The organism is Arthrobacter sp. MMS18-M83 (genome assembly GCF_026683955.1).
Lineage (GTDB): Bacteria > Actinomycetota > Actinomycetes > Actinomycetales > Micrococcaceae > Arthrobacter.
This window is the reverse complement of sequence record NZ_CP113343.1, coordinates 846,730-865,300: the sequence shown is the minus strand read 5'-3', so window position 1 is coordinate 865,300 and position 18,571 is coordinate 846,730. Positions and strand designations below refer to the sequence as shown.

Genomic DNA, 18,571 nt, shown 5'->3' with positions numbered 1-18,571 from the left:
ACAGGATCTAGCGTCCCTGCCGCCGCGACGCCGGATGGCCCAAGGGGGCAATGACCTCGTAGAGCTCCATCCGGATCCAACGCTGGCCCGTTTCGCGGAACTCGGCCCTCGTGGCGAAGCGGTACAGGAAGCTGCGCGCCCGCACCCAACGCGGTCGTGCGCCGTCGAACGGGTCCTGACGCAACAAGCGCAAGGTGGGCCGGTCGGCGTCGAGCAGCTTGCCCAAGAACGCGTAGAACCACTCCTCGTGAACGGTGCGCAGGGGCAGGAACCACATCAACCAGTCGAGGCGCAGGTGGTACGGCGCCCATTGGCGGGGGAGCCTGCGGACGTCGCCGGGTTTGCCCTTGAAGCCGTATTCGCGCCAGTCGGCCTCATCGACGGGAACGTCGGCCTGCGTGCCTTCCACCACGATTTCCACCCGGTGCCGGGTCACCGTACCGAACGCCCCATAGGTGTTGACCAACTGCCATCGGTTGAAGCTGGCGTTCATGAGCTGCTCCCGCGAGAGTAAATTGCGGATAGGCCAATAGCTGAGCACCAAGAGAAGCACCGTCACTGAAAGTACGACGGCGAGCCACCACACCGGGGTCTGCGGAACCGGCGCAGCCGGGACCGTCCGTTGCGGTATGAAAGGCAGCACAGCGTGGGCGACCGGGTCACTCACCGCAGCGAAGGCAAGCACGATCCCGGACCAGTTGAGCCACGCGAAGTTCCCGCTCCCAACAAGCCAAAGCTGCGTGAAGACAACGATTCCGGCGGCAATGCTGGCCAGCGGCTGTGGAGCGAACAGGAAGAACGGCACCACCAGTTGGGCGAAGTGGTTGCCGAGCACTTCCATGCGGTGCATCGGTTTGGGCAGGAGGTGCGCCTGGCGGCTCAACGGTCCGGGCATGGGCTGCGTCTCGTGGTGGTAGTACAGGGCGGTTAAATCACGCCACTCGCTTCCGCCATGGATCTTGATCATGCCGGCGCCGAACTCCAGCCTGAACAACAGCCACACGAGCAGAACGAGGATGGTCTTTGGCGGGGGAGTCTGGTCCGAACCGAGGAATGCAACCGTGAATCCCATTTCGAGCAGCAGCATCTCCCAGCCGAAGCCATAGAAGGTCTGGCCAACGTTCACGATCGACATGTAGAGCAGCCACAGTGCCAGGAACGCGGCCAGCGGAAGCCACGGTGGGCCAAGCTGCGGCAGCCCGCCCAAGAGCGTCAAGGAAATGACGAGTCCGGTGGCGCAGACTGCCCGGAGCAAGGAGTCCGAATACTTCCACCGGAAAAGGCTGGGCCTGCGCAAGATCCTGTGACCGCCAACGTACCGCGGCACAGGGAGAAGCCCGTGTTCACCGAGGAGCGCCGGGAATTGGTTGAGGCTGGAGAGGAACGCGATGAAGTAGAGCGCGGCCGTGCCGCGTTGGAGCACCTGCCGGGCGAATTCATAGTCCGGCGCCTCGAACCACGAGACCCAGTCCACAAACCAACGCTACGCCTGGGGTGCGGGATACTTAAGCAATGCAGCCGCGCAAGATCATTCTCCTCGGGTCCACTGGTTCCATTGGCACACAGGCGATTGAGGTGGTCGACGCCGCTCCCCACCTGTTCGAGGTCGTGGCACTGAGCGCAGGTGGCGGCAACCTGGAACTGATCGCGCACCAGGCCGTCCACACCAAGGCGCAGGCAGTGGGCATCGCCTATGGCGACGCCCATGAACTCCGTACACTCATAGGCGCTGCCGCCTCCGCCGCCGGACTCAGGAACTATGATCCGGCGATCATCACAGGGCCGGACGCGTCCACCAAGATTGCCGCGATCGAAGCGGACGTCGTACTCAACGGCATCACGGGTTCCATCGGCTTGGCCCCTACGCTGGCAGCACTGAAGTCCGGCGCTACCCTCGCCTTGGCGAACAAAGAATCCCTGATTGTGGGCGGTGCCCTTGTGAAAGCCGCGGCAGCCGTTGACCAGATCGTGCCGGTGGATTCCGAACACTCGGCCATTGCCCAGTGCCTCCGCGCGGGATCTGACAACGAGGTTGAGAAACTCATCCTGACAGCTTCCGGCGGTCCGTTCCGGGGCCGGAACCGCGAGCAACTCCGCGACGTTACGCCGGCCGAGGCTCTTGCCCACCCCACGTGGGATATGGGCCTGATGGTCACCACCAACTCAGCCAGCCTGGTCAACAAAGGCCTGGAAGTCATCGAAGCGCATCTTCTATTCGACGTCCCCTTGGACAGGATCGACGTCGTGGTGCACCCGCAGTCAGTGGTGCATTCCATGGTGGAGTTCGTGGATGGCTCCATCATCGCCCAGGCTTCGCCGCCGGACATGCGGTTGCCCATCGCCCTTGGACTCGGGTGGCCGGATCGCGTGCCCCGCGCCGCTAAGGCCTGCGACTGGACCCAGGCCACCAGTTGGACGTTCGAACCCCTTGACTCGGTAGCATTCCCGGCGGTGGAACTGGCCAAGGACGCCGCGAAGCAAGGCAGTACTTTCCCGGCTGTCTTCAACGCGGCCAACGAGGAAGCCGTTGAAGCCTTCCATGCCGGCAGGATCCGATTCACGGATATTGTGGACACGGTGGAGTCCGTCCTCAGCGAACATTCAGGATCCTTGGAGCTGACGGTGGACTCGGTGTTGGATGCTGAGAGATGGGCACGCACGCGCACCCACGATCGTTTAGCCAGCAGCACCCTTTAGGAAGCAGCACTTAAGGCATGAATCCCGTCATCCTGTTCATTCTCGGAGTCGTCTTCGTCGCGATCGGCGTGGCCGTCTCCATCGCGTTGCACGAGGTGGGGCATCTCGTGCCCGCCAAGCTTTTCAAAGTGCGCGTCACGAAGTACATGATCGGTTTCGGCCCCACCCTCTGGTCCACACGGAAGGGCGAGACCGAATACGGTTTCAAGGCCATTCCGCTCGGCGGCTACGTCGCCATGATCGGCATGTACCCGCCCAACCAGGACGATGGCAGCGTGCGTCCGTCCAGTACCAGCATGTTCCAAACCCTTGCCACGGAGGCCCGGTCCGCGGCGCATGAGGACGTGGGACCGAGCGACCAGAACAGGGTCTTCTACAAGCTGCCGGTCTGGAAAAAGATCATTATTATGCTGGGCGGCCCGGCCATGAACCTGCTCATTGGCCTTGTGCTGACCGCGGTGTTGCTCATGGGCTTCGGTGTATCCACCGCCACTACCACCATTGCCAACGTGTCCAAGTGCCAGGTGAAAGCGGGAGAGACTGTTGATCCAAATTCACCGAACTGCCGGCTGACCCCGGCGGCAGCGGCCAAGCTCCAGCCCAACGACGTTGTCACCAGCTTCGACGGAAAACCTGTCACCAGCTGGGCTGAAATGAGCGGCTGGATCCGGGCTTCCGCCGGCAAGGCCGTCCAGATCACCGTGGAGCGTGACGGCAACAGCGTCACCTCCCAAGTAACCCCGGTCCTTTCCGCACGCCCTGTCATTGGAGACAACGGTCAGCAGGCCAAAGGCGCGGACGGCAAGCCGTTATATGAGGAAGTCGGGTTCCTCGGCATCGGCGCCCAGACCGCCATGGTGCCCCAGCCGGCGTCGACCGTTCTTCCGATGGCCGGCGAGAACATCAAGCAAATCGCCGGAGTCATCCTCAACCTGCCCGCCAGGGTGGTCGGCGTGGCGCAAGCGGCCTTCAGCTCGGAGCCGCGCGATCCCAACGGTCCCATCAGCGTGGTGGGAGTCGGCCGGGCAGCTGGTGAAGTCGCTGCCATGGATCAGGTTCCGCTGCAATCGCGCATCGCGGTTCTCGTTGGACTGCTGGCAGGACTGAACTTCGCCCTCGCCATCTTCAACCTGGTTCCGCTGCTGCCGCTCGACGGCGGACATGTGGCCGGCGCGCTCTATGAGGGAGCCCGGCGCCGAATCGCCAAGCTGCGCGGCAAGCCGGATCCCGGCGCTTTCGACATCGCCAAGCTTCTGCCGCTGACGTACGTCGTGGCCAGCGTGCTCATTGCCATGAGTGTGCTGCTGATCTACGCGGACATCGTCAAGCCCGTCAATATCTTTGGCTGATCTGTCCGGTCCGGCAGGCGCCGGAGGCGCGCGGTGGACGCCCCGGATTGGGCCGGCCCCTGAATTGTACTGGGGGGATAGGCTATCCGTATGACTGTTTTCGCTGTTGAGTACGTGTACGACGCCGAGTCCGCCGAGGTGCGCGACGCGAACCGCCCCGCCCACCGCGCCTGGCTCGCCGGCCTTGCCGAACAGGGGACCCTGCTGGCAAGCGGCCCTTACACCGACGGTGCGGGGGCGCTTTTGCTGCTCAAAGCCGCAGACGAGTCCGAGCTGAACGCCACGTTGAAGGAGGACCCCTTCGCCGCCGTGCAAGGGATTGCAGGAATCCGGACGTCGGAGTGGAATCCCATTATCGGAGTGCTCTCCGCCCACGCTTCCTAGCCGCTTGACCGGACGGGGCCCGGAACCCAGCCCCACGATCCACCCACTTCAACCCAAGGAGTCCACGTGACCTCGGTCAGCCTGGGAATGCCATCAGCCCCGCCCCCCGTTCTCGCGCCCCGCCGCAAGACCCGCCAGATCAAGGTGGGTTCGGTGGGCGTCGGCTCCGATTCACCCATCAGCGTGCAATCGATGACTACCACCCCTACCACGGACATCAACGCCACGCTGCAGCAGATCGCGGAGCTGACGGCGTCCGGCTGTGACATCGTGCGTGTCGCTTGCCCTTCCGCGGATGACGCCGAGGCGCTGCCGATCATTGCCCGCAAGTCGCAGATCCCTGTCATCGCGGACATCCACTTCCAGCCCAAATACGTCTTCGCCGCGATCGAGGCCGGTTGCGCAGCGGTACGGGTCAATCCGGGCAACATCCGCAAGTTCGACGACCAGGTGAAGGAAATCGCCAAGGCCGCCAAGGACCACGGGACTTCCATCCGGATCGGCGTCAACGCGGGCTCCCTGGAGCCCGGCATCCTGAAGAAGTACGGCAAAGCCACACCGGAAGCCCTCGTGGAATCGGCAGTTTGGGAAGCTTCCCTGTTCGAAGAACACGGCTTCCACGATTTCAAGATCTCGGTCAAGCACAACGACCCCGTGATTATGGTGGCGGCCTACGAGATGCTTGCCGAAAAGGGCGACTGGCCCCTGCACCTTGGCGTGACCGAGGCCGGACCGGCGTTCCAGGGAACCATTAAGTCCGCAACGGCCTTCGGTGCACTTCTGTCCCGGGGCATCGGGGACACCATCCGCGTGTCCCTGTCTGCGCCGCCCGTTGAGGAAATCAAGGTAGGCAACCAGATCCTGCAGTCCCTCAACCTGCGCCCGCGCAAGTTGGAAATCGTCTCCTGCCCCTCCTGCGGACGCGCCCAGGTGGACGTCTACACGCTCGCGGAGCAGGTCACCGCCGGGCTTGAAGGAATGGAGATTCCGCTTCGCGTCGCCGTCATGGGTTGCGTGGTGAACGGTCCGGGTGAGGCTCGCGAGGCCGATCTGGGCGTTGCTTCCGGAAACGGCAAGGGGCAGATCTTTGTGAGGGGTGAAGTCATCAAGACTGTTCCCGAGAGCCAGATTGTTGAGACACTGATCGAAGAGGCCATGCGTATCGCTGAAGAGATGGGGGAGGCCGATGGCGAAGGTGCTGTCAAGGGTAGCCCCGTGGTTAGCGTCTCGTAGTAAAGATGCAACCGGGCTGGACGGTGTCACCGTCCGGGTGCTCGGCGCCGCCGACACCCGGTCCCTTCGCGCGCTCGCGATGGAAGACGCAGTAGCGAATGTCTTCATTTTGGCGCACCTTGACTCGTCGGGGAGCGCCGCCCCTACTTCCGGCGGCGCGAGCGTGTTCGGAGTGTTCGACGGCGACACCCTGGTGGGTGCCTGCTGGGCCGGTGCCAATCTGGTTCCGGTGCAGCTCGACCCGGAATTGGCTGCCCGCGTCGCCTCAGCTGCGCACCGGGCGGGCCGTCGCTATGCCTCCATCTTCGGGCCCGCGGAGTCCGTGCTGGCACTTCACTCCCGGTTGGAGCAACTGGGTCATTTCGCTCACGAGGTTCGCGCCGACCAGCCGCTTCTGGCAATATCGGGCCCGCCCGCTGTCCAAGCCAACCCGCAGCTCTGTTTTGGAGACATCGCCGACTTTGACCGCATTCTGCCCGCTTGTGCGGCCATGTTCGAAGAAGAAGTGGGTTATTCGCCCTTTCTGGGGAGCGAAGACTTCTACAGCCGCCGGGTGGCCGGGCTGATCCGGCAAGGCCATTCCTTGGTGCACATCGACGGTGGAACCGTGAAGTTCAAAGCCGAACTCGGTGCCGTCACGGCGCAGGCAACTCAGGTCCAAGGCGTCTGGATGAACCCCGAGTTCCGCGGCCAAGGACTCAGCGCCGGGTACATGGCTGGCGTGGTTGTCCTGGCCCAGAAGTTCGCGCCAATCACAAGCCTGTACGTCAACGAATACAACACCAGGGCGCGCGCGACGTATGAGCGGGTCGGTTTCCAACGGCTCGGAACCTTCGCCACTGTTCTGTACTGACCGGCCCAACTAACTCGCAGTAGTTGTCGTTATGAGCCCTGATGACGACAACAACTGCGAGTCACTTGGGGAGATCGAGTTCGCCTGTGAGGTAGTGCTGGACGTTCGGCGCCACGAGCCGCACCACCTCGTCCTGCGAGGCCGAAGCCAGTGGTTCGAGCCGGACTACGTAGCGCATCAGCATGAGCCCCACCATCTGCGTGGCAACAAGGTTTCCGCGCATCCTGGCCTCTTCGTGAGAGCCGGAAAGTCCGGATGTGATCCTCGAGAGGATGGTCCGGGCAACCATCTCCCGCAGCAAGGCGGTCTTGGCCTTGGAGCCAATGGTTCCCCTGACGAACGCCACGAGTCCGTGCTGTGCCGGGCCTTCCCACAACCGCAGCACGGCACGGACAATCGTCTCCGAACGCTGCGCCGGATCCAGTGATTCGACGCCGGCAAGCACCTCCGCAGGATCCGCCGGGAGCTCCACGCTCTGGGCGAAGAGTTCGTCTTTCCCCTTGAAGAAATGGTGGACCATGGCCGGGTCCACCTCTGCTTCGCGGGCCACTTGCCGAAGGCTTGTGCCGTCGAAACCATGCTCGGCGAATAGCCGGCGGGCCGTCGCCAGGATCAGTTCGCGCGAGTCGCTGCCGCCGCCGCGGCGTCCCCGCCGTAGGGGAGGCAACGCGTCGCTCATGAGGTCCGCCGTCGGAGGGTAAACGAAGCCAGGACCAAAACTCCCACCACAATCGCCGCCATGATCCCTGCATCCTGCCACATGGCCTGGGTCGCCTCGGCGTTGCCGGCGATCTGTTGGAGCGCATCAACCGAAAACGTCAGCGGCAGCACGTTCGAAATGCCCTCCAGGAGGCCGTTCATGTGGTCCCGGGCGACGAAGAGCCCGCACAACAGGATCTGCGGGATCACCACTACTGGCATGAACTGGACTGCTTGGAATTCGGTCCGGGCAAAGGCCGAGCACAGCAGGCCCAGGGCGACCCCCAGCACAGCGTTGATGACGGCGATCAACACCACATAACCGGGACTCCCCTTGATATCCAGATTGAAGATCCAATAGGCCACCGCCGTGGCTACAAGCGATTGGAGTGCGGCCATGATCGAGAACGCCAACGCGTAGCCGAACAGGAGATCGGCCTTGTGGATCGGCGTCGTGAGGAGCCGTTCGAGCGTCCCCGAGGTCCTCTCACGCAACATCGTGATCGACGTGACCAGGAACATCACCACGAACGGGAAGATGGCCAGCATCATGAGTCCCACGCGGTCAAAGGTCCGGGGAATCCGGGCGGCAAGGTTTCGTTCTCGAAGAGATAGTAGACGCCGGTGAGCAGCAGGGCGGGAACCACCATGATGAGCGCGACGCTGCGGTGGTCATGCCGCAGTTGTTCTAAAACCCGCCTGGTCGTGGCAAACATCATCCGCGGATTCATGACGCCACCTGGCTTTCATTGGCACTCCGGCGGTTCGAAGCGGCGCTCGTCTCCTGGATGATGTGCAGGAAGGCCTTTTCCAGGTCGTTGCTGTGGCCACGTTCGCTGAGTTCGGCCGGACTGAGCTGCGCAAGCAGCAGGCCGTCGCGAAGCAAGAGCAGGGACGAACAGTGCGAGGCTTCCTCCATCACGTGGCTGGACACCAGCAGGGTGGTGCCCGATTCGGCCATCGCGGCAAACCGTTCCCACAATTCGGCGCGCAGTACCGGATCCAGGCCAACCGTCGGTTCGTCGAGGACCAGCAGCTGGGGGTGCGAGACGAGCGCGCATGCCAGCGAGACCCGGCTGAATTCACCGCCGGACAGGTCTGCAGTCTTCCGACGTGCCAGTGCTTCGAGCCCGACGGCGGCAATCGCCTCCGCAGTGTCCGCGACCGAGGCGCTGTGCATGGCTCCGAAATACCTGACGTTCGCTTCGACGCTGAGGTCGGTGTACACACTCGGCGCTTGGGTGACGTACCCGACGTCGTGCCTCAACGATGGTGTGCCGGCCAGACGGCCCAGCACTTCTATGGATCCTGAAGTGAGCCGTTGGACTCCGACGATTCCGCGCATGAGGGTTGTCTTGCCGCTCCCGGAGGGGCCGAGCAAGCCCGTGATGCGGCCGGGCTCCATGGCGAAGTCCAGGCCGCGCAGGATCTTTTTGTGGCCGCGGGTGACGTGCAGGCCCTCCGCCTTGACCGCCGGGGGCATGTCTGGGGTGGTATTTCCTGATGCGCTATGGGACATCGTCGCCTCCGGGGTATTTTATTCATCAGGTGATGAATAAAAGGTAGTCCCGGTACCAGTCCCGGTCAACAAATATTGATTAGTCCAAGCCCTTGAATTAAGTGTCCGCGATCACATATGTTCAGACCAGCGCCTGCGGCCGACCAGCCGCTGAGCCACGCCATGGCAGGATGACCAGCCGCCCAGCGGCCAGGGGCTTCCACCCACCATGGCGTGGCTCATCTGCGTTGGGCAGGATTCTGATTTCGGGAAGGGACCCGGGGGAGGGGCCGGGCGAGTGGCCCGGCTGTAAGCCGGTAGATTAGTACGCAGTAGATTTTGCCAGCTCTTGCCATAGAAACGGATTCTGACCCGTGGTCCTTCGCCTCTCCCAGCTATTCCTGCGCACCCTGCGTGAAGATCCCGTCGACGCCGAAGTCGCCAGCCATAGGCTTCTTGTCCGCGCCGGCTACATCCGCCGGGCCGCACCGGGCATCTACACGTGGCTGCCTTTGGGATTGAGCGTCCTGCGCAAGGTCGAGGCAATCATCCGCGAGGAAATGGCAGCCATTGGCGCCCAGGAAGTCCACTTCCCGGCGCTGCTGCCGCGCGAACCGTACGAAGCCACCAACCGCTGGACCGAATACGGCGAGGGGCTGTTCCGCCTCCAGGACCGCAAGGGTGCCGACTACCTGCTCGCCCCCACGCACGAGGAAATGTTCACCCTCCTGGTCAAGGACTTGTACTCCTCGTACAAGGACCTGCCGTTGAGCCTGTACCAGATCCAGAACAAGTACCGCGACGAAGCACGCCCCCGGGCAGGCCTCCTCCGAGGCCGTGAATTCATCATGAAGGACTCCTACTCCTTCGACGTCGACGACGCCGGCCTGGACGCCAGCTACGCCGCCCACCGCGGGGCGTACCTGAAAATCTTCGAGCGCCTTGGACTCGAGGTGATCCCTGTTGCCGCGACGGCCGGCGCCATGGGCGGATCCAAAAGCGAGGAATTCCTGCACCCGACCGAGATCGGCGAGGACACCTTCGTGCGCTCGGCCGGCGGTTACGCGGCCAACGTCGAAGCTGTGACCACGGTGGCCCCGCCAGAGATCGACTTCAGCAACGCCCCCGCTGCACGCGTCCTGGACACTCCGGACACACCCACCATCGAAACCCTCGTAACAGCTGCCAACCAGCTCGCTCCCCGCAGCGATTCCGACGGCGGCGCCTGGACTGCCGCGGACACCCTCAAGAACGTGGTCCTCGCCGTGACGCTGCCCACCGGCGAGCGCCAGATTGTGGTCATCGGTGTTCCCGGCGACCGCGCCGTGGACCTCAAGCGCGTCGAAGCCAATATCGGTTCCTTCCTGCCTATCGCCGGAGAGATCGGACTGGAAGCGGCCAACGAGGAAGACCTCAAGAAGATCCCGGAACTCGTCAAGGGCTACATCGGCCCCGGACCGGCGCTCGGCGAAGCCGTACTGGGACTCGAAGGCACGTCCAAGCTGCTCTTCCTGGTGGATCCTCGGATCGTCTCCGGCACCAGCTGGGTCACCGGAGCGAACAAGGACGGGAAGCACGTCTTCGGTCTCGTGGCCGGCCGCGACTTCACCTGGGACGGGGTCATCGAATGCACCGAAGTCCGCGCCGGAGACGAAGCTCCGGACGGCTCCGGCCCCCTGGAGACCGCACGCGGCATCGAAATGGGACACATCTTCCAGCTCGGCCGCAAGTACGCCGAGGCGCTGGACCTGAAAGTCCTGGACCAGAACGGCAAGCAGGTGGTGGTCACCATGGGCTCCTATGGTGTCGGCGTGACCCGTGCCGTGGCTGCGCTGGCCGAGGCCAACAACGACGACCGTGGCTTGATCTGGCCGCGCTCGGTAGCCCCGGCGGACGTCCACGTGGTCGCCGTCGGACGCGGTGAGGAAATCTTCGCAGCAGCCGAGAAGCTCTCGGCCGAACTCGAGGCTGCCGGCCTCGACGTGATTTACGACGACCGCCCCAAGGTTTCCCCAGGCGTGAAGTTCGGTGACGCGGAGCTCGTGGGCGTACCCACCATCGTGGCAGTCGGCCGTGGCTTGGTGGACGGTGTTGTGGAGATCAAGGACCGTCGCACCGGTGAGGCCGAAAACGTGGCGGTCGAGAAGGCTGCCGACTACGTGGTCAACGCCGTACGCCAGAAGTGATCTCCGGCTTCGAGTCGGTTCAGCTCACCACGCTCATCATGATCGTGGTGGCTGGATTCGCAGCCGGTTGGATAGACGCAGTGGTGGGTGGCGGGGGACTGATCCAGCTCCCCGCCTTGCTCCTGGTTCCAGGGATCACCCCGGTCCAGGCGTTGGCCACCAACAAGATGGGCTCCATCTTCGGCACAACAACCAGTGCCGTCACCTATTACCGCAGGGTTGGCCCTGACCTCAAGACGGCCATACCCATGGCGGTGATTGCCCTCGCCGGCAGCTTCGGCGGAGCCGTCCTGGCGGCCAACCTTCCCTCGAGTGTCTTCAAACCCATCATCGTGGTGGCGCTGATCGCCGTCGCTCTCTTCACGGCGCTGCGGCCCAATGCGGGCGAGTTGACAGCGCTGCGTCATGACGGCCACACGCACTACGTCGTGGCCTGCGCCATCGGTGCAGTGATCGGTTTCTACGACGGCCTGATCGGTCCCGGAACAGGCTCGTTCCTTGTTATCGCCCTCGTCTCCGCCATGGGCTATGCCTTCCTGGAGGCCAGCGCCAAGGCGAAGATCGTCAACATGGCCACGAACGCCGGTGCCCTGTTGTTCTTCCTGCCGCACGGATCGTTGCTGTGGGGCGTTGGCGCTGTGCTCGGCCTGTCCAACATGGCCGGCGGCTACCTGGGAGCCCGGACCGCCGCGAAACAGGGCAGCGCCTTTGTGCGGATCGTGTTCCTGATCGTTGTCGGCGCGTTGATCATCAAACTCGGCATGGACGTCTGGAACGACAACTTCGCCAAGTAGCGCCCCGGATGTCGCCAGCGATGGCCGGAGGGAAGCCTCGGGCGTAGCATGCACTCATGTGGGTCGATTCCAGCGGGTATGAGCAGGCTCTCGAACGTGCATGGGAGCACACCCGGGAGTGGTTGAGGGCCCTGCCTGGGAGGCCCGTGCGGCCAAGCAACACCGCCGATGACGTCACCGCGATCTTCGGCGGCCCCCTTCCCGCCAGTGGACTGGACCCGGCCGCGGTCATCGATTTCCTCGCCGAGCACGCCGAACCGGGGCTCATGGCGATGCAGTCGGGGCGCTTTTTCGGTTGGGTCATCGGCGGTACGGTTCCGGCGGCCATGGCGGCGGACTGGATGGTCTCCGCCTGGGACCAGAACACCGGGCTGCGTTTCGCCACACCCGCCACAGCCGGAATCGAGGAGGCCGCCGGGCACTGGCTGCTAGAACTGCTCGGCCTTCCGGAAGGGTCCGACGTCGGATTCGCCACCGGGGCGAGCATGGCCAATTTCACGGCACTCGCCGCGGCCCGCTGGCGCCAGCTGACCACAGCCGGGTGGGACATCAATGTCGGAGGACTCCAAGGCGCACCGAAACTGCGGGTCCTCGTAGGAGCCGAGCGGCACGAGAGCCTCGACATGGCATTGCGCTTCCTGGGATTGGGGACTCCTGAAGTTGTCCGCGCCGACGGCCAAGGACGGATCGATCCTGCCGCGCTCAGGGCCGCGCTGGAGGCCGGCTCCGGTCCCGCGATTGTGTGCCTCCAAGCCGGAAACCTCCACTCGGGAGCCTTCGATCCTTTCCCCGAGGCGATCTCGGTTTCCAAGGAGTACGGCGCGTGGGTCCACGTTGACGGCGCCTTCGGCCTGTGGGCAGCGGCCGTACCTGGACTACGGCACCTGGTCGAGGGGGTTGAGTTGGCTGACTCCTGGGGGACCGATGCCCACAAGACCCTCAACGTGCCCTACGACGCCGGAATTGTGGTGGTGCGCGACGTTGCCGCCCTTCGATCGGCCATCGGCATGCACGCCGAATACCTCATCCAGGACGATCACGGCCCCGGAGACCCCATGGAAAAAGTCCCCGAGCTTTCCCGCCGGGCCAGGGGAGTGCCGGTGTGGGCGACATTGCGTTCCTTGGGTGGCGACGGCGTGCGGCAGCTTGTCGCAGGACGTGCGGAATGTGCTGCGGAGTTGGCCCGGCGGCTTGCGGAAATGCCGGGCGTGGAAGTGCTCAACGACGTCGTGTTCACGCAATTGTCCCTGGCCTTCGGTTCAGACGAGAGGACTCGGGCCGTCACGGACTTCATCATGGCCGACGGGAGAGTCTGGATGTCCGGTTCGCGATGGAAAGGCCGGGACATCCTGCGCGTTTCGGTCACCAACTGGTCCACGGATTCGGCGGACCTGGATATTGCCGTGCAAGCCATCGAGAATGCGTTGGAGGCAACAGCCTGAGCGCGGTGGTTTGGCGCAGAGCCCTCTTTGCCCAGAGCCCTCATGAGCCGCAAGACCCTAATCGGATCCAGCCAGGCCTGGTTCGGGCAGGTCGTGCGCGGCGGGTAGCCCGTCGAGGGGCCGCCCCGCGAGGGTGCTGGCAACCCACAAGGAGCGGGCCAGATCGCCTTCATGCCGTGGCTTTCCGGCATACCACAGGGCGTTTTCGACCTCGCGGACCAGGCTCCATTCCCGGGCTGCTTCGCCGTCCAAGCCCGCCGCGCTGCTGAAATCTGCGCAGCGCTCAAGGAGCGCAAGTTCCGGAGCCGTTCTGGAGAGATCCCGGATACGGTTCCACAGGATCGGGGCGACGGCGAACTCTGCCTCCCCGACCATCGGCTGGGGATCGATGGCTACGTATCTGCGTTTCCTGACGGACTGGTGGCTGTCGGGATGCGGGAGGATGTTCATGAAATGCAGATCGCAATGCACCAGGACGTCCCTGCCTGCGCGGCGTCCAACAGCGCCCCGCGTCTGGCACACCTCAAGCGCGGCTTCCAGGAGCCAGCGGGGGAAGGGTTGGCCGAGTTGCTCCCAGTCCGCGGGCAACTCATCGCTCCAACGCTCGGCCCGTGCGGCGATGTGCTCGAACGCTTTCCACTCGGGCCGCTCGTCCGGTTCGATGCTGAGTTCCCTCAGGAGCGTTCCCCAGACGTCGCGGGCTTCGTCCATCGGGGCGCTGTACAGCCAGCGGTCAGCGTCGAGCCGCTCCAGTACCATCGCGCAGGACGCCGCATCGGCGTCGTGCAGCTTTACCGCCCCGGTACCGCCCCAGAGGGCCAGCGCGTGCCGTTCAACAAGTGCCTCCGCGTGCGGGAACGCTATTTTGAGCACCGAACGGGCGCCGTTGTAGATGACCGGAATGACGATGCCGCCGTGGCCGTTCCATGGTTCCACCCCGGGTTCCAGGTCAACGGACAACTGCCAACGCTCCAAGCTGCTGTTGATCAATCCGGGCAGCCCTGAGAGCCATGCCCGCCCCTCCGCTGTTCGGGAGTAGCGAGCCTGGAGATCGCCAGGGATGGAAACGAAGGTAGTCATCACCGCCAGCCTACCCAAGCCGGTCCTGGAGCGGTTCAGACCACTCCGGTAGAGCCCAGGAGGCTTCCGATGAAGAACGTCGCGGCGAGGGCAAGGGCCCCGCCGATGACGACGCGCACGGCGGCCCGGGTCTTCGAGCTGCCACCGATCCAGGCTCCGAGGCCTCCTGTAATTGCCAGCGCGAGCAAGACGGAAATGAAGGTCAGTGGCACACGCAGCCCCGGGGGCGGGAGCAAGATCGCGAGCAGGGGCAGCACCGCGCCCAAAGTGAAGGCAATCGCCGAGGCGAAGGCCGCATGCCATGGGCTGACGATGTCGTCTTCGTCGATGTTCAGTTCCGCGGAAAGGTGGGCGGCCAAGGCGTCGTGCTCCGTCAACTCGACGGCCACTTTCCGCGCGGTTTCGGGCTGCAGGCCCTTGGCTTCGTAGATCGCAGTGAGTTCGGCAAGCTCCTCGTCAGGCTGCTCGGCCAGCTCCCGGCGCTCCTTCTCAATGAGTGCCTTCTGACTGTCGCTTTGGCTGCTGACGGACACGTACTCGCCCAGTGCCATGGACACTGCGCCGCCTACGAGTCCGGCTGCGCCGGCCGCGAGGATGGCGCCGGTGCTGGTCGTTGCCCCCGCGACGCCAACCACGATCGCGGCAACGGAGACGATTCCGTCGTTGGCGCCAAGGACGCCCGCCCGGAGCCAGTTGAGCCGGTGGGCGAGGTCGTTGTCGTGTGGTTCGTTGTCGTGCAGGGCTGCAGTTTCTGTAGAAGCCATGGAACAAGCCAAGCACTTGGGGGCCGCAGCCGCCAGCAAAGAAAGGCTTTCCTACGGAGCCGGAGTGCTCGATGGAAGCGAAGGCAAGGCGGCGCTATCAATCGAAAGTCCTGGGAAAGGTCCAACAGGAGTTCCCCAAGCCTGGCTGCGCTTGGCGGCATCGACCAGTCCGTCGATGGCCCATTGCCGCGTCTCACCCTCTGACAACGCCACGAGGTCGGCATAAGCGGTCAGTGAGCTGGCCTCCATGCCTCCCAGCGCGGCCCCGGGTTTCGCGGCGAAGCTGGCAGGCAGGCGGTAGCCGGCTTCCCGCGGCGGGGTGGCAGCGCAGTGCAGCCTGCCTAGGGCTTCCGCTCCGCGGAGCAGCTCTTGATGGCGGGCCAGCCACCTGGCAGCGGTCGCAGATGCCTTCGCGTCCAGCTTGGTCAGGGCCACCTGGTAGGCGTAGATCGCCTCTTGTTCGGAGCTGACGACGGCGGCAACGGCAGCGGGGAGATCGGCCCGGGAGGAAGATGTCCCGGGTGTCGGTACCGCTGTAGCTGACATTCCGGGCAAAGCGGGGCAGCCCGCGGCCGGTGTCGGGGCGGGAGTCGCCCCGACGGTGGCCTCCGGTACCGGCAGACCCCAGATTGTGGCCAGCCTGGATGCCTCGAGCAGTTGGGAGGTCCCGACGGCGGCAAGCAGCCGTGCCGTGCCGCCGTCGGCCTGTGCGGCGTCCGCCAAGCGACGGGAAGCGCTCGAGGAGAGTGCTGAGACGAAAGCGGTCCGAGTCGTGGTGTCCGGGGTGGCAGCGGGACTTGGGGATGCGGAACCTGGGGACGCTGGTTTAGGGGACGCGCCACCAGGTGTGCGGGAAGTCGACGACGCTTGCTGTCCGGAAGCGGGCAGCAAGGCCCGCGCCTGACTTGTCAGCAACGTCACAGAATCCGCCAGTCCACTCCCAACGGACGCCTCGCCCGCCGCGGCGCCACCCGCCGTCGTGCCCTCCAGCAGGGATGCGCTTCCCAGGAGCGCCTCGGTCGCGGAGAGGGCTTCGGAACGGGCGGTTTCGGAAAACGGGACCGCTCGCGGTTTTCCGGCTTCGCTGGGAACGAGCACGGCTCCGACTCCCACCACGAGGACTGCCAGCAAAGCCAGAAGAAGGGCTCTCGTCCAGCCGTGGCTTCGTGGTTTTTCAGCAGTCTCGTGGTTCACAACAGACCATGGTGTCACGCTCGCGGGCAATCTGATGCCAGTACGCCTGGGCGGGCACCGGGTGACCACCCATTTTCGGGGGCTATCAGCGCGATCGCACCGCCCCGTGCACCACGGCGCCGCAAATATCGTTAAGCTAGTAGTCACAACATCATCTATCGGGAGGCGGCTGGCCAGTGAGTCATTCGGAAGCCACGACTTCAACAGACCAGGCTGGAATGGATCCGACGAATCCACCACAACACGAGGTCCGCAACCCGGAGGAGAGCAGGCTGAGGGCCCTTCTTGAGCCTGCAGTCCAGGCAAGCCGGCTCTACCTTGAGGATGTTGCCATCCAGGTTGCCGGTTCCCATCGGGTAGTCCACGTGGTCATCGACCTGCCCCAGGAAGAGACCGGGGGCGTCAGCCTGGACGTCATCGCGGACATCTCCAGGGCCCTTTCGGACATTCTGGACAACGATCCCAATACTGACGCCCGCCCCTACGACCTCGAGGTCTCCTCGCCCGGCGTCGGACGGCCGCTCACGGAACCACGCCACTGGCACCGCGCCCGCGGACGCATGGCCAAGGTCAACGTGATCCAGGGCGACAACCTGACGGGCCGGATCCAGTCCGTCGACGACGACGGCGTCACGCTGGTTCCAGAGCAAGAGGTCAAGAAGGGGATGAAGCCCAAACAGGGTGACCCCGTGAAGATTCCTTTCGACAGGATCCGCCAAGGAAAAGTCGAGATAGAGTTCAGCCACCTCCACGAGGCCGGGCTGGAAGACGAGCACAACGGACCTTCCGAGGAGGCCTAATGGATATTGACATGAGTGCGCTGAGACTCCTGGAGCGTGAGCGTGAAATCCCGCTGGACCTCCTGATCCCCACCATCGAGCAGGCGCTTCTGGTGGCATATCACAAGACGCCGGGCGCTTTCGAGAAGGCCCGCGCAGAACTTGACCGCAAGAGCGGACACGTGACCATTTGGGCTACGGAAATCGACGACGACGGCGAAGCCATCGGCGAGTTCGAGGACACCCCTGCGGGGTTCGGCCGCATCGCGGCGAGCACGGCACGGCAAATCATCCTGCAGCGGTTGCGCGATGTTGAGGACGACAATGTCCTGGGCGAATTCAAGGGCCGTGAAGGTGAACTGGTCGCTGGCCTGATCCAGCAGGGCACCAACCCGCACATGATCCAGGTGAACCTCGGTTCCGTGGAAGCCTTGCTACCGCCGCCCGAGCAGGTGCCGGGGGAGAAGTACACCCACGGCAACCGCCTGCGCGCCTTTGTGGTGGATGTCCACCGCGGCGCCAAGGGACCTTCCATCACGCTCTCGCGTTCACACCCGGGCCTCGTCCGGAAGCTTTTCGAACTGGAAGTACCGGAAATCGCGGACCGTTCGGTCGAGATTGTCGCCCTGGCGCGCGAGGCCGGGCACCGGACCAAGATGGCTGTCAAGGCGAACACCCCCGGCATCAACGCCAAGGGCGCTTGCATTGGTGAAATGGGCTCGCGCGTGCGCGCAGTCATGACCGAACTCAACGACGAAAAGATCGACATTGTCGACTTCAGCGACGATCCGGCGACGTTCATCGCCAACTCCCTCTCGCCGTCGCGCGTGAATTCGGTCACTATCACCGACGAGGCCACTCGGTCCGCACGCGTCGTTGTTCCCGACTATCAACTGTCCCTTGCCATCGGCAAAGAAGGCCAGAACGCCCGCCTTGCCGCCAAGCTCACCGGCTGGCGCATCGACATCGTCTCCGACGCCGCGCCGGCCAAGGGCAACTAAACCGGCCCAGGGGCGCCCGCCCCCGGATCCTTGCGCCTTGGATTCGGTGGCCGGGCCCCCGGGGGCTTAGACTGGATGGAACCGGGCCTATGTCCGGTGTCCGTGCGCTTTGGCGTGCTCGTGACTTGTGGAGGCAACAATCTCAACAAGGCATGGGCGAGCGCCAAGGAAAGCAGAACCGCAAAGGCAGGAAAAGGCACTGAGGCAGGTTGATACACCCAGTGGCTGAACTGCTTCACACCAGGCGCGAGCCTGTGCGTACCTGCATCGGATGCCGGAAACAAGGCAGCCGGAGTGAGTTGATCCGGCTCGTCGCCGAAGGCGGCGGGTCACCCGTCGTCCTGGTGGATGAACGACGCCGGATGGCTGGCCGGGGTGCGTGGCTGCACCCCAGCAACACATGCCTGGCGCTGGCAACCAAACGGCGTGCTTTCGCAAGGGCCCTCGCGGGCGCAAGTGAAGTCACCGCCGTCGAACGCTACCTGGCGGCAGTCATACCCCCTGCGGACACCCCGTGAAAGCAGGAAAACCGTCCAAACCTGAAAGCGGGTCAGAAAACTGATGGAAACCCGATGAGTTCCCAGCGATGAGTGCGCAACGATGACAACTTTGTTGCGC

General features: G+C 64.3%; 17 protein-coding genes and 1 pseudogene. 11 read left to right on the top strand and 7 right to left on the bottom strand.

Annotated features, from left to right (window positions below; translation table 11 throughout):
* Positions 1-7: 7 nt before the first annotated feature.
* A complete protein-coding gene (locus OW521_RS04075) occupies positions 8-1,474 on the bottom strand; it encodes a lipase maturation factor family protein (RefSeq protein WP_268023177.1) in 1,467 nt (488 codons plus the stop codon).
* 38 nt (positions 1,475-1,512) lie between these two features.
* On the opposite strand from OW521_RS04075, the gene dxr reads away from it, so the two are divergent.
* The 5 genes from dxr to OW521_RS04050 all read left to right on the top strand — a co-directional run bounded on the left by dxr (position 1,513) and on the right by OW521_RS04050 (position 6,516).
* Positions 1,513-2,697 (top strand): 1-deoxy-D-xylulose-5-phosphate reductoisomerase, encoded by a 1,185-nt coding sequence (dxr, locus tag OW521_RS04070; protein WP_268023175.1) that lies wholly within the window; start codon positions 1,513-1,515, stop codon positions 2,695-2,697.
* Between the two features lie 17 nt (positions 2,698-2,714).
* On the top strand, positions 2,715-4,046 hold the full coding sequence (locus OW521_RS04065; RefSeq protein WP_268023173.1) for a M50 family metallopeptidase: 1,332 nt from the start codon (positions 2,715-2,717) through the stop codon (positions 4,044-4,046).
* Between the two features lie 90 nt (positions 4,047-4,136).
* Positions 4,137-4,430: a YciI family protein gene (locus OW521_RS04060; protein ID WP_268023172.1), complete on the top strand. Its 294-nt coding sequence runs from the start codon at positions 4,137-4,139 to the stop codon at positions 4,428-4,430.
* Positions 4,431-4,496: 66 nt separating this feature from the next.
* Positions 4,497-5,663, top strand: a complete 1,167-nt coding sequence (ispG, locus tag OW521_RS04055; protein ID WP_268023171.1) for a flavodoxin-dependent (E)-4-hydroxy-3-methylbut-2-enyl-diphosphate synthase — start codon at positions 4,497-4,499, stop codon at positions 5,661-5,663.
* The gene (locus OW521_RS04050) at positions 5,617-6,516 is read left to right on the top strand and encodes a GNAT family N-acetyltransferase (protein WP_268023169.1); all 900 of its coding nucleotides are present in this window, start codon (positions 5,617-5,619) and stop codon (positions 6,514-6,516) included. The genes ispG and OW521_RS04050 overlap by 47 nt, the downstream gene beginning before the upstream one ends.
* Before the next feature lie 61 nt (positions 6,517-6,577).
* Here OW521_RS04050 and OW521_RS04045 read toward each other — a convergent pair whose 3' ends face one another.
* The 3 genes and pseudogenes from OW521_RS04045 to OW521_RS04035 all read right to left on the bottom strand — a co-directional run bounded on the left by OW521_RS04045 (position 6,578) and on the right by OW521_RS04035 (position 8,734).
* Positions 6,578-7,195, bottom strand: coding sequence for a TetR/AcrR family transcriptional regulator (locus OW521_RS04045; RefSeq protein ID WP_268023167.1), 618 nt, complete (start codon positions 7,193-7,195; stop codon positions 6,578-6,580).
* A pseudogene (locus OW521_RS04040) lies at positions 7,192-7,934 on the bottom strand (ABC transporter permease). The gene OW521_RS04045 and the pseudogene OW521_RS04040 overlap by 4 nt, the downstream one beginning before the upstream one ends.
* Before the next feature lie 8 nt (positions 7,935-7,942).
* The gene (locus tag OW521_RS04035; protein ID WP_268023165.1) at positions 7,943-8,734 is read right to left on the bottom strand and encodes an ABC transporter ATP-binding protein; all 792 of its coding nucleotides are present in this window, start codon (positions 8,732-8,734) and stop codon (positions 7,943-7,945) included.
* A gap of 353 nt (positions 8,735-9,087) precedes the next feature.
* On the opposite strand from OW521_RS04035, the gene OW521_RS04030 reads away from it, so the two are divergent.
* Genes OW521_RS04030 through OW521_RS04020 form a run of 3 tightly spaced genes read left to right on the top strand, consistent with a single transcriptional unit; the run spans position 9,088 to position 13,135 of the window.
* Positions 9,088-10,899 (top strand): proline--tRNA ligase, encoded by a 1,812-nt coding sequence (locus tag OW521_RS04030; protein ID WP_268023163.1) that lies wholly within the window; start codon positions 9,088-9,090, stop codon positions 10,897-10,899.
* A complete protein-coding gene (locus OW521_RS04025) occupies positions 10,896-11,693 on the top strand; it encodes a sulfite exporter TauE/SafE family protein (protein ID WP_268023161.1) in 798 nt (265 codons plus the stop codon). Before OW521_RS04030 ends, OW521_RS04025 begins: the two co-directional genes overlap by 4 nt.
* A 56-nt stretch (positions 11,694-11,749) precedes the next feature.
* Positions 11,750-13,135 carry a pyridoxal phosphate-dependent decarboxylase family protein gene (locus OW521_RS04020; protein WP_268023159.1) on the top strand — a complete coding sequence of 462 codons (1,386 nt, stop codon included), beginning with the start codon at positions 11,750-11,752 and terminating at the stop codon, positions 13,133-13,135.
* Between the two features lie 57 nt (positions 13,136-13,192).
* On the opposite strand, the gene OW521_RS04015 is transcribed toward OW521_RS04020, so the two are convergent.
* Genes OW521_RS04015 through OW521_RS04005 form a run of 3 tightly spaced genes read right to left on the bottom strand, consistent with a single transcriptional unit; the run spans position 13,193 to position 16,173 of the window.
* The gene (locus OW521_RS04015) at positions 13,193-14,215 is read right to left on the bottom strand and encodes an aminoglycoside phosphotransferase family protein (RefSeq protein ID WP_268023157.1); all 1,023 of its coding nucleotides are present in this window, start codon (positions 14,213-14,215) and stop codon (positions 13,193-13,195) included.
* Between the two features lie 35 nt (positions 14,216-14,250).
* A complete protein-coding gene (locus tag OW521_RS04010; RefSeq protein ID WP_268023155.1) occupies positions 14,251-14,979 on the bottom strand; it encodes a VIT1/CCC1 transporter family protein in 729 nt (242 codons plus the stop codon).
* Positions 14,980-15,030: 51 nt separating this feature from the next.
* Positions 15,031-16,173: a DUF4439 domain-containing protein gene (locus tag OW521_RS04005; protein WP_268023153.1), complete on the bottom strand. Its 1,143-nt coding sequence runs from the start codon at positions 16,171-16,173 to the stop codon at positions 15,031-15,033.
* Between the two features lie 176 nt (positions 16,174-16,349).
* On the opposite strand from OW521_RS04005, the gene rimP reads away from it, so the two are divergent.
* The 3 genes from rimP to OW521_RS03990 all read left to right on the top strand — a co-directional run bounded on the left by rimP (position 16,350) and on the right by OW521_RS03990 (position 18,471).
* Positions 16,350-16,973 (top strand): ribosome maturation factor RimP, encoded by a 624-nt coding sequence (gene rimP, locus OW521_RS04000; RefSeq protein ID WP_268023150.1) that lies wholly within the window; start codon positions 16,350-16,352, stop codon positions 16,971-16,973.
* Positions 16,973-17,953 carry a transcription termination factor NusA gene (gene nusA, locus OW521_RS03995; protein WP_268023148.1) on the top strand — a complete coding sequence of 327 codons (981 nt, stop codon included), beginning with the start codon at positions 16,973-16,975 and terminating at the stop codon, positions 17,951-17,953. Before rimP ends, nusA begins: the two co-directional genes overlap by 1 nt.
* Positions 17,954-18,174: 221 nt before the next feature.
* Positions 18,175-18,471, top strand: a complete 297-nt coding sequence (locus tag OW521_RS03990; RefSeq protein WP_326494002.1) for a YlxR family protein — start codon at positions 18,175-18,177, stop codon at positions 18,469-18,471.
* Positions 18,472-18,571 lie beyond the last annotated feature (100 nt).

Excerpts from the sequence above, each read along its gene's own strand:
- OW521_RS04010 (WP_268023155.1), bottom strand. The coding sequence starts at position 14,979 with ATGGCTTCTACAGAAACTGCAGCCCTGCACGACAACGAACCACACGAC.
- OW521_RS04045 (WP_268023167.1), bottom strand. The coding sequence starts at position 7,195 with ATGAGCGACGCGTTGCCTCCCCTACGGCGGGGACGCCGCGGCGGCGGC.
- dxr (WP_268023175.1), top strand. The coding sequence starts at position 1,513 with ATGCAGCCGCGCAAGATCATTCTCCTCGGGTCCACTGGTTCCATTGGC.
- OW521_RS04015 (WP_268023157.1), bottom strand. The coding sequence starts at position 14,215 with ATGACTACCTTCGTTTCCATCCCTGGCGATCTCCAGGCTCGCTACTCC.
- nusA (WP_268023148.1), top strand. The coding sequence starts at position 16,973 with ATGGATATTGACATGAGTGCGCTGAGACTCCTGGAGCGTGAGCGTGAA.
- OW521_RS04060 (WP_268023172.1), top strand. The coding sequence starts at position 4,137 with ATGACTGTTTTCGCTGTTGAGTACGTGTACGACGCCGAGTCCGCCGAG.
- OW521_RS04020 (WP_268023159.1), top strand. The coding sequence starts at position 11,750 with ATGTGGGTCGATTCCAGCGGGTATGAGCAGGCTCTCGAACGTGCATGG.
- OW521_RS04035 (WP_268023165.1), bottom strand. The coding sequence starts at position 8,734 with ATGTCCCATAGCGCATCAGGAAATACCACCCCAGACATGCCCCCGGCG.
- OW521_RS04050 (WP_268023169.1), top strand. The coding sequence starts at position 5,617 with ATGGCGAAGGTGCTGTCAAGGGTAGCCCCGTGGTTAGCGTCTCGTAGT.
- OW521_RS04065 (WP_268023173.1), top strand. The coding sequence starts at position 2,715 with ATGAATCCCGTCATCCTGTTCATTCTCGGAGTCGTCTTCGTCGCGATC.